The organism is Edaphosphingomonas laterariae (assembly GCF_900188165.1).
Taxonomy (GTDB): domain Bacteria; phylum Pseudomonadota; class Alphaproteobacteria; order Sphingomonadales; family Sphingomonadaceae; genus Sphingomonas_E; species Sphingomonas_E laterariae.
This window is the reverse complement of record NZ_FZOS01000060.1, coordinates 1-8,488: the sequence shown is the minus strand read 5'-3', so window position 1 is coordinate 8,488 and position 8,488 is coordinate 1. Positions and strand designations below refer to the sequence as shown.

At 66.6% G+C, this 8,488-nt stretch carries 10 protein-coding genes; 5 read left to right on the top strand and 5 right to left on the bottom strand.

Translation table 11 applies throughout. The features are described 5' to 3' along the window. Window positions 1-122: 122 nt before the first annotated feature. A complete protein-coding gene (locus CHB74_RS21040; RefSeq protein WP_089221429.1) occupies window positions 123-890 on the top strand; it encodes a type IV secretory system conjugative DNA transfer family protein in 768 nt (255 codons plus the stop codon). 94 nt (window positions 891-984) lie between these two features. On the opposite strand, the gene CHB74_RS21035 is transcribed toward CHB74_RS21040, so the two are convergent. The 4 genes from CHB74_RS21035 to CHB74_RS21020 form a co-directional block, all read right to left on the bottom strand. Beyond that, window positions 985-1,266 (bottom strand): ribbon-helix-helix domain-containing protein, encoded by a 282-nt coding sequence (locus tag CHB74_RS21035; protein WP_089221428.1) that lies wholly within the window; start codon window positions 1,264-1,266, stop codon window positions 985-987. Continuing rightward, on the bottom strand, window positions 1,263-1,922 hold the full coding sequence (parA, locus tag CHB74_RS21030; RefSeq protein ID WP_089221427.1) for a ParA family partition ATPase: 660 nt from the start codon (window positions 1,920-1,922) through the stop codon (window positions 1,263-1,265). Before parA ends, CHB74_RS21035 begins: the two co-directional genes overlap by 4 nt. Before the next feature lie 233 nt (window positions 1,923-2,155). After that, a complete protein-coding gene (locus CHB74_RS21025) occupies window positions 2,156-2,935 on the bottom strand; it encodes a helix-turn-helix domain-containing protein (RefSeq protein WP_245843137.1) in 780 nt (259 codons plus the stop codon). Between the two features lie 588 nt (window positions 2,936-3,523). Further along, complete coding sequence (locus CHB74_RS21020; RefSeq protein WP_089221426.1) at window positions 3,524-4,531, bottom strand: replication initiator protein A; 1,008 nt, start codon at window positions 4,529-4,531, stop codon at window positions 3,524-3,526. 257 nt (window positions 4,532-4,788) lie between these two features. On the opposite strand from CHB74_RS21020, the gene rfbC reads away from it, so the two are divergent. The 4 genes from rfbC to rfbA are packed head-to-tail and all read left to right on the top strand — an operon-like array spanning window position 4,789 to window position 8,197. Further along, the gene (gene rfbC, locus CHB74_RS21015; protein WP_089221425.1) at window positions 4,789-5,361 is read left to right on the top strand and encodes a dTDP-4-dehydrorhamnose 3,5-epimerase; all 573 of its coding nucleotides are present in this window, start codon (window positions 4,789-4,791) and stop codon (window positions 5,359-5,361) included. A gap of 9 nt (window positions 5,362-5,370) precedes the next feature. Next, entirely contained in the window at window positions 5,371-6,426 is a 1,056-nt protein-coding gene (gene rfbB / locus CHB74_RS21010) for a dTDP-glucose 4,6-dehydratase (RefSeq protein ID WP_089221424.1), read from the top strand. Between the two features lie 5 nt (window positions 6,427-6,431). Continuing rightward, complete coding sequence (gene rfbD, locus CHB74_RS21005; protein ID WP_089221423.1) at window positions 6,432-7,328, top strand: dTDP-4-dehydrorhamnose reductase; 897 nt, start codon at window positions 6,432-6,434, stop codon at window positions 7,326-7,328. Continuing rightward, on the top strand, window positions 7,325-8,197 hold the full coding sequence (gene rfbA, locus CHB74_RS21000; RefSeq protein WP_089221422.1) for a glucose-1-phosphate thymidylyltransferase RfbA: 873 nt from the start codon (window positions 7,325-7,327) through the stop codon (window positions 8,195-8,197). The genes rfbD and rfbA overlap by 4 nt, the downstream gene beginning before the upstream one ends. An 86-nt stretch (window positions 8,198-8,283) precedes the next feature. Here rfbA and CHB74_RS22320 read toward each other — a convergent pair. Then, on the bottom strand, window positions 8,284-8,488 hold a 205-nt coding region (locus tag CHB74_RS22320; protein WP_218821483.1), incomplete at its 5' end, for a hypothetical protein.

Here is an 8,488-nt window from a genome sequence, read left to right as displayed (position 1 = left end):
TTCGGGCTACGCCCTCACGCCACTCCCCCCGGCATGTAACACCGTGGCCTGGTTTTACGCCGCCGAATGGCCGACTTTTGCTCCGCCGTTGACAGGAAGCGTGGCGGGATAACCCCGATGCCGTGGGCCGATCCGCAGCCCGCGCGGCTGCGGCCGTGCTCTCTGCTGGCGATCGTGAATTTGGCAGCATCGTCACGACCATCGCCAAGTCACTTGCCTGGGCCGCCCCTGAGCCTGTGCGGCGGATGCTGGAAAAAACCGACTTTCAGCTCAATGATTTACTCGCGGGACAGGCTGACATTTTCATCGTCGTTCCCTTGGATATGGTGGATGCCCAATCGGTGTTCCTGCGACTGATGATCAATATCGTGACGGGCGCGATCGTTCGCGAAAGTGGTCGTCGCAACCTCCCGAAGCCGCTGCTTCTCGTGCTCGATGAGTTCGTTCGCCTCGGCCGCATGGAGACGCTGCTGAACATCGCCACCGTTGGGGCTGGGGTTGGCATTGAGGCGCTGTTCGTGACCCAGGATCTGGGGCAGGTCGAGCAAGTCTATGGCAAGGGTGATGCCAACACCCTCTTGGGAGCCTGTGCGACGACCAGGGTTTTTGGGTTGGGACGGACTGAAACGGCGACTGCTGAACGCTTGGTCGCTGGGTTCGGGGATAAGACGGTAGAAATTCAAAGCGCTTCGCGAGAGGACGAACGAAAGGGCAGCCGGTCTGAACAGAAGACGAAGTTATTCACGGTGGCCGATTTGCTGGAAATGCCGCTGACCGATATGATCGCGATGTTTGCCGGTAAGCCGCCTCTCAGGCTTAAGCTGATCGTTTCGCACGATGATCGTGCCTACCGGGACAAGCTTGATAAGAACCCGACGCTTCGGGTTTGAACGGAGGGCTATCTCCTCGTTTTACTTTCCCGGAAAGCCTGCGGCCGTTAGGCCGCTCTGTGCTGGTATCGCCGGCACGAAACGACCCCTCCCCTCACTCCCCCACCGGGCTCTCGCCATATTTTCGCAGCACGTCGTTGAACGCCTCGGCCATCAGCGCCTGGAGGCTGCGGTTCTGGCGGCGGGCGAGCATGTGCATGGCGAGCGACATGTCGGGGGTGAAGAAGCCGGCGATCTGCTTGCGGCCCTCGCGGCTCGCCGGGCGGGGCGGGCTCCCCTCCCCGGCCCCGGCGGGCGCGGCCGGTTCGGCGGCGGGGATCGCGGCGGGCGCAACGGCGGCGCCGCGCAGGTTGGCGAAGCTGGGTTTGCGGCTCATCGGCGGCCCTTTCCGTTCCCGAACTTTGGTGTCGACATGTCGAGCTGTCGGCATGTCCACGTGTAGATGCTGCGCACTTCCTCGGCCGCCTTGCCGGCGGGTTCGAGTTCCATGACGGTGCGGCCCTCGGCGCTGGCGTGGCGATAGGCGGCGCGATCGGGCAGGATGATCGGGCAGGGCGGCGTGCCGAACCCCGTCACCAGCTCGCCCGCTTCCTGATAGATGCGCGGCGCGTTGGGCGCGCCGGCGGTGAAGACGACGAAGGCGGGCTTGCGCAGCAGCTGGACGAGCTTGGCCGAGGTCTGGATCGCGGCGAGGTCGAAGGCGCTCGGCCGGCAGGGGATGAGGACGAGGTCCGCCACCTCGACCGCCGCGCGCGCCGCGCTGTCGGCGTGCGGCGGGGTGTCGATCACGATCAGCTCGGCGCCCTGCGCCGCCGCCTGCGCGGCCTTGGCGGCGAGGCGCGGCGGCGGGCTGTCGATCACCTCGGGCGGCGCGTCCTGGCGCCAGGCGGCCCATTGGCTCGCCGTCGCCTGCGGATCGGTGTCGAAGATGAGCGAAACCGCGCCCGCATCCTGGGCGGCGGCGGCAAGGTGCAGCGCCAGCGTGGTCTTCCCCGCTCCGCCTTTCTGACTGATGATCGCGATGGTTGGCATGGCGCCCTATCTACATGTCGACAAAGCGACAATTCAACAGTCTTACGCGTCGTAATGTCGACATGTCTTCACCCCGACAGTTCGACATCAGAATTTCGACACCGGCACAGCAGCCCGACACCGGCGATCGAAAAGATGCCGGCTGCCGCTTGCTCCCGCCGGGGAGCATTGCGGCGGCGCAGCCGACGCTTCGGCGCTGGCCACAGGCGGGAAGCGTGGGTGGGGCGGTGGCCTCAGCATCGGGAGGGGCCGTCAGGCCGGGACTTGTTGGCCGACAAGGCCAACGCCATTGGCGCTTTTCCATTAGACTTGAGGAGCGGTTCAGGATGGTTTTGAGACTCGCGCTCTTTTGCCCGCTGCGCATCGCTGCAGGCGTCGCTGCGGGCATCGAGCGCGGCGCCGAGCCGGGCCAGCACGCGGCCGAGCGCGCCGCCCGTCGTGGCGCGGGCGAGATCCTCGCTGGATAGCCGTTCCAGCATCGCCGCCTGCTCCTCGGCGCGCTCGGCGGCGCGCTGGACGGCATCGTCGGGCAGCGGGGCGGGGCGCAGCCAGCGCGGCAGATGGCCGAGCAGGCGCGCCGGCAGCGTCGGGCGATAGGCGTTGGAGGTCTGTTCGTAGCGCGGCCCCGCCCCGTCGCCCGCGATCCGCCTGAACCGGCGCTGGCGGACGAGGAAGCCCGCCGCCTCGAGCGCGATCAGCGCGCGCGCCACGGTGGCGCGGCCGAGCGCGGTCGCCGCGGCGAGCCAGTCATAGCTTGGGAAGACGCGGCCGCGGTTGAGCCGGGCGAGCGTCACGATCTCCTCATAGACGCGGACCGCGCCGGCGGTGAGCGCGGCCATCGCCCGCTCGCTCGCCGAAAGGGCGCGCCCCTCGGCGCGCGCCGCGCGCTTCAGCCGGCGCCCGGCGTCGAGCGCGGTGCGCGCCAGGCGCAGCAGCCGGTCGGGCTCGCCCTTGGCGGGGACGGCGAAGAAGGCCTCCTCGAACGTGCCTTCCTCGATGCTGTCGCGGCGCACGGGGGCGCCGGTGCGGTGCGGCGCGCCGCTGCGCGCGGGGCGCGGCCGCCCGCCCGATCGCGCGCCTCCAGATCCTGCTGGCCCAGATCCTGCTGGCCCAAATCCCGTTGGCAACGCGCCGAGCGCGCGCGCCGTCGCCTCCCCCAAAGTGCACACCGTCATTTCCCGCCCTTCTTCAGGGCCGGACCAGAGACAAAAGAGTTCCGTGGCGCGGAAACGCGCATCCTTGATCCATGGCTGGATCCGGGGTATCGGGAGGGAGTGTTGGACTACTCCGGATCGACGTTTGGCGACGTCGCTCCACTCAACCTCGGGATGCCCGGCCTTAGCGCCGGGCTTTCCTTTATGTGGTCACGGCCATTTCCCTTTCACCGCCAGCGGCATGGCCAGCATCGCGCTTATTGTTGCAGGTGAAATCCAACTTCGGAAGCCAGTAAAGTTCGTGCTTTCGAGTAGGAAATGCCGAAAAAGTTCGTGCTTTCGAGTATTAAATGCCCAAAAGTTCGTGCTTTCGAGTAGAAATTGGCGTGCCAGTTCGTGCTTTCGAGTAGAAATTCACCGGCCACGCAGGGCGGCGGCGCGCGCGATTCACGCGTCTGATTCGGTCGGGTCCGCTTCGATCTGGCCCGATCCGGCCGGGCCGTCGGGCAGCGCCACGGGGCGGCGGGTGACGATCACCCGCGCCGGGCTCGCCCGGCGCCCGCGCCGGCCCGCGCCCGCGCCCTCACCCGCCGCCGGGGCCGGGGCGTCCTCGCCCGCCTCGCCCTCGATCAGCTCGATCCGGTAATCGGGGATGGCGTCGGCGGCGGCGATCTGGCGGAGCGCGGCGCGGAAATTGGCGAGCGGGTTCTGATAGCCGATCTGGAGGCGGAAGGTGGCGAGGTCGATTTCGAGCCGGGCGATGCCGTCGGGGCCTGCCTCGCAGGTCGATCGCGCCACCTCGTAGATCCGCCGCTCGATCGGGCCGAGCTGGAAATAGGTCGCGGCATAATCGAGCACATGGCCGTCGCGCAGGATCGCGCGGTAGAGCCAGTCGCACAGCCGCACCTTGACCGCCTTCAGCCGGCGCTCGTCGCTGCGCGTCCGCGCATAATGCAGCCGCGCCTCGGACAGCCAGGAGAAGAAGCCCTCCTCGCCCTCGCCGCCCGCCTCGATATTGGTCTTGATCTGCGTGCCCTGCAGCCGTTCGAGCGCCTCGGACAGCCGCGCATAGGAGCGCGCCGAATGGTTGCTGCCGGTCACCGAGAACAGGTCGTGCGCGGTGAACACGAAATCCTGCTCGACCCGCTCGCCCGCGTCGATCTTCGCCGCCATCAGGCTGGCGATGTAGAGCACGATTTCCTTGTCGTAGATCGTCGCGACGCCCTTGGCGCTGGGCCGCACCTCGATCGACACCGCGGCATGCTGGTAGGCGAGCGGCTTCATCCACGCGTTTTTCGACAGCGCGAAGAAGGGGAAGGCCATCAGCGATCGCTCGCCGCGCACCTCGCCGGTCAGCGGGCTGTCGAGCTGGAACAATTCGCCCTGCGGCGTCTTCGCCGGGGCGCGGGCCGGGCGGGCGGGGAAAGGGGCGGCGGGGCGGGGGGGGCGGCTCATCGCGTCAATTCCTACTCGAAAGCACGAACTTTTGGCATCCCGCCTTGCATATCGGGCGGATGGCCGGAGCTTTCCTGCAAAGTTCGTGCTTTCGAGTAGGAAATCCAACAGCCAGTTGGCATGTCGACAATCCTACATGTCGACTATCCGACAAACTGACCTGCAAACCAAAACTTCGCTCCGCCCCCTACGACTGCCAAGCGCCATAGGATCCTATGCGTTGCCGTTCCCGCACGAAGCCTTTATCGAACCCTCATATGTCTGAAGCTCCCGTTCGTCTTATCAAACCCCACCGCTTCGGCGACGCCAGAGGCTGGTTCACGGAAACCTATTCGGAACCGGTGTTCGCGCAATTCGGGATTGGCTGCCGGTTCGTGCAGGACAATCATTCGCTATCGGTGCCGCGTTTCACGCTGCGCGGGCTGCATTTCCAGACGCCGCCGCGCGGGCAGGACAAGCTGGTACGCTGCATTCGCGGGCGGATCTTCGACGTCGCGGTCGATGTGCGGCGCGAATCGCCGACCTTTGGCCGGTGGGTCGGCGCGGAGCTTTCGGCGGAGAATGGCCACCAGCTCTTCATCCCGATCGGCTTCGCCCACGGTTTCCTGACGCTCGAGCCCGATTGCGAGGTCACCTACAAATGTTCGGACACCTATGCGCCCGACCATGATGGCGGGATCCGCTGGAACGATCCCGCGATCGGCATCGCCTGGCCGCTCCCGGCGGGCGCGGTGCCCGAACTTTCGCCCAAGGACGCGGTGCAGCCGCTGCTCGCCGATTTCGACAGCCCCTTCGCTTATGACGGCCGCCCGCTCGCGCCGCTCGACTGAGGATATCCCATGCGCATCTTCATCACCGGCGGCGCCGGCTTCATCGGTTCGGCGCTGGTTCGCCACCTGGTCGAGAACAGCACGCATGAGGTGCTCAACTTCGACAAGCTGACCTATGCCGGCACCTTGTCGACCGTCGAACGCGTCGCGACGAGCAACCGTTACCGCTTCGTCCAGGGCGATATCTGCGATGCCGAAGCGGTGCGCGCGGCGATCGCCGAGTTCCAGCCGCAGGTGATCACCCACCTCGCCGCCGAAAGCCATGTCGACCGCTCGATCGACGGCCCCGGCGCCTTCATCCAGACCAATCTGGTCGGCACCTACACCATGCTGGCCGAGGCGCGTGCCTATTGGCTGGGGCTGGAGGGCGAAGCGAAGCAGGCCTTCCGCTTCCACCATATCTCGACCGACGAGGTCTATGGCTCGCTGGGCGAGGACGGGCTGTTCACCGAGGACACGCCTTATGATCCGCGCTCGCCATATTCGGCGTCCAAGGCAGGGTCGGACCATCTCGTCTCCGCCTGGGGCCATACGTTCGGGCTGCCGGTGCTGATCACCAACTGCTCGAACAATTACGGCCCCTATCATTTCCCCGAAAAGCTGATCCCGCTGATGATCGTCAAGGCGCTCGCCGGCGCCGATCTGCCGGTCTACGGCCAGGGCGATCAGGTGCGCGACTGGCTTTATGTCGAGGATCATGTCCGCGCGCTGCAGGCGGTGTTCGAACAGGGCACGCCCGGCCGCACCTACAATGTCGGCGGCAATAACGAGAAACAGAATATCGAGGTGGTGAAGGCGGTCTGCGCGATCCTCGACCGGCTGAGCCCGCGCGCCGATGGCCAGCCTTATGCCGCGCAGATCACCTATGTCGCCGATCGCCCCGGCCACGACAAACGCTATGCGATCGACGCCACCCGGATCCGGGACGAGCTTGGCTGGGAGCCGGAAGAGACGTTCGAGACCGGTATCGAGAAGACGGTGCGCTGGTATCTCGACAACAAGGACTGGTGGGAACCGATCCTGGCCGAGCGCCAGGCCGATCAGCGCCGCGGCCTGGCCGCCTGAGCGCGATGCGGCAGATCCTCGTCACCGGCGCGGACGGGCAGCTCGGCCGCGAGCTTCAGCGCCGCGCCTGGCCTGAGGGCTGGGAACTGGTCGCGCTCGATCGTTCCGCGCTCGACCTGTCCGATACCACCGCGATTGCCGCCATGGTCGCCTCGCGCCCGTGGGCGGCGGTGATCAACGCCGCCGCTTATACCGCGGTCGACAAGGCGGAAAGCGACGTGGTGACGGCCTGGGCGATCAACGCGCTGGCGCCCGCCGCCTTCGGCCAGGCCTGCGCGGCGGCGGGGATTCCGCTGGTCCAGGTATCGACCGACTATGTCTTCGCCGGCGACAAGGCGGGCGCGTGGGAGGTCGATGATCCGGTCGCGCCGCTCGGCGTCTATGGCGCGTCCAAGCTCGGCGGCGAGCTTGCCGTGCGCACCTCGGGCGCGCGCCACGCGATCGTCCGCACCGCCTGGGTGGTGAGCGCGCACGGGCATAATTTCATCAAGACGATGCTGCGCGTCGGCGCCGAGCGCGGCCATCTGCGCGTCGTCGACGATCAGCAGGGCAGCCCGACAAGCGCGGCCGACCTGGCCGACGCGCTGATCACGATCGCGTGCCGCCTTGCCGACGATGCCGACGATGCCGACGCGCCGACCGGCATCTTCCATTTCAGCAATGCCGGCGCGGTGAGCTGGGCGGGCTTCGCGGCCGAGATCTTCCGCCAGTCGGGCCTGCGCGGCGGGCCGACGGCGACGGTCGAACCGATCACCACGGCGGATTATCCGACGCCCGCGCGCCGGCCCGCCAATTCGCTGCTCAGCCATGATGCCATCGCCACGGCCTATGGCATCGCGCCGCGCCCCTGGCAGGCGGCGCTGGGCGACATCCTCGACGAACTGATCGGAACATCCGCATGAAGGGTATCATTCTCGCCGGCGGCTCGGGCACGCGGCTCCACCCGGCGACGCTGGCGGTGAACAAGCAGCTGCTGCCGGTCTATGACAAGCCGATGATCTATTATCCGCTGTCGGTGCTGATGCTCGCCGGCATCCGCGACATATTGATCATCTCCAGCCCCGAATATCTCGACAATTATCGCCGCCTGCTGGGCGACGGCACGGCCTTCGGCCTCGCCATCAGCTATGCCGAACAACCCCGGCCCGAGGGGCTGGCGCAGGCCTTCACGATCGGCGCGGAGTTCATCGGCGACGACAATGTCGCGCTTGTGCTCGGCGACAACATCTTCTTCGGCGCACACCTCACCGATCTGCTCGCCAATGCCGTCGCCCGCACCCATGGCGCGACGGTGTTCGCTTATCATGTCGAGGATCCCGAGCGTTATGGCGTGGTCGAGCTCGACGACAGCGGCCGCGCGCTCAGCCTTGAGGAAAAGCCCGCCCAGCCGAAATCGAACCATGCGGTGACCGGGCTCTATTTCTACGACAATCGCGTCGTCGAATATGCCCGCGGCCTCAAGCCTTCGGCGCGCGGCGAGCTCGAAATCACCGATCTCAACCGCCTCTACATGGAAGCCGGCGACCTCTATGTCGAACAGATGGGCCGCGGCTTTGCCTGGCTCGACACCGGCACGCATGACAGCCTGCTCGAAGCCGGCGAATTCGTCCGCACCCTCCAGCGCCGCCAGGGCGTGCAGATCGCCTGTCTCGAGGAAATCGCGTACCTGCAAGGCTTCATCACCGCCGACCAGGCCCGCGCCCGCGGCGAGATGTTCAGCAAAACGAGCTATGGCAAGGCGATCCTCGATGCGGTGACGGGCAGGCGCTAACCGGCGCCTGTTACGCGCTGCCTAGACGACGTGGCCAAATTCCAACGGTGAACGACGGTCAGGTTATCGGGAGGCGGACAGGATATTCAGATGACCGCTTTGTCGAAGGATTTCGGGCGCCGGGAGGTAAGCATACGCTGAGTACCGCGGCGAATTTGGATCAGGTGTGAATCGGCCTGCAATATTGACCCCGTTTTGGAGTGGGCCCCTGGAGCCGGACAGATAGGTGAAGTTGGATTGACCGGGTGGCCGGGCTTTTGGAGAAAAGCCCATGCCGAGACACCGATCGCA

Excerpts from the sequence above, each read along its gene's own strand:
- CHB74_RS21035 (WP_089221428.1), bottom strand. The coding sequence starts at position 1,266 with ATGAGCCGCAAACCCAGCTTCGCCAACCTGCGCGGCGCCGCCGTTGCG.
- parA (WP_089221427.1), bottom strand. The coding sequence starts at position 1,922 with ATGCCAACCATCGCGATCATCAGTCAGAAAGGCGGAGCGGGGAAGACC.
- CHB74_RS21020 (WP_089221426.1), bottom strand. The coding sequence starts at position 4,531 with ATGAGCCGCCCCCCCCGCCCCGCCGCCCCTTTCCCCGCCCGCCCGGCC.
- rfbC (WP_089221425.1), top strand. The coding sequence starts at position 4,789 with ATGTCTGAAGCTCCCGTTCGTCTTATCAAACCCCACCGCTTCGGCGAC.
- rfbB (WP_089221424.1), top strand. The coding sequence starts at position 5,371 with ATGCGCATCTTCATCACCGGCGGCGCCGGCTTCATCGGTTCGGCGCTG.
- rfbD (WP_089221423.1), top strand. The coding sequence starts at position 6,432 with ATGCGGCAGATCCTCGTCACCGGCGCGGACGGGCAGCTCGGCCGCGAG.
- rfbA (WP_089221422.1), top strand. The coding sequence starts at position 7,325 with ATGAAGGGTATCATTCTCGCCGGCGGCTCGGGCACGCGGCTCCACCCG.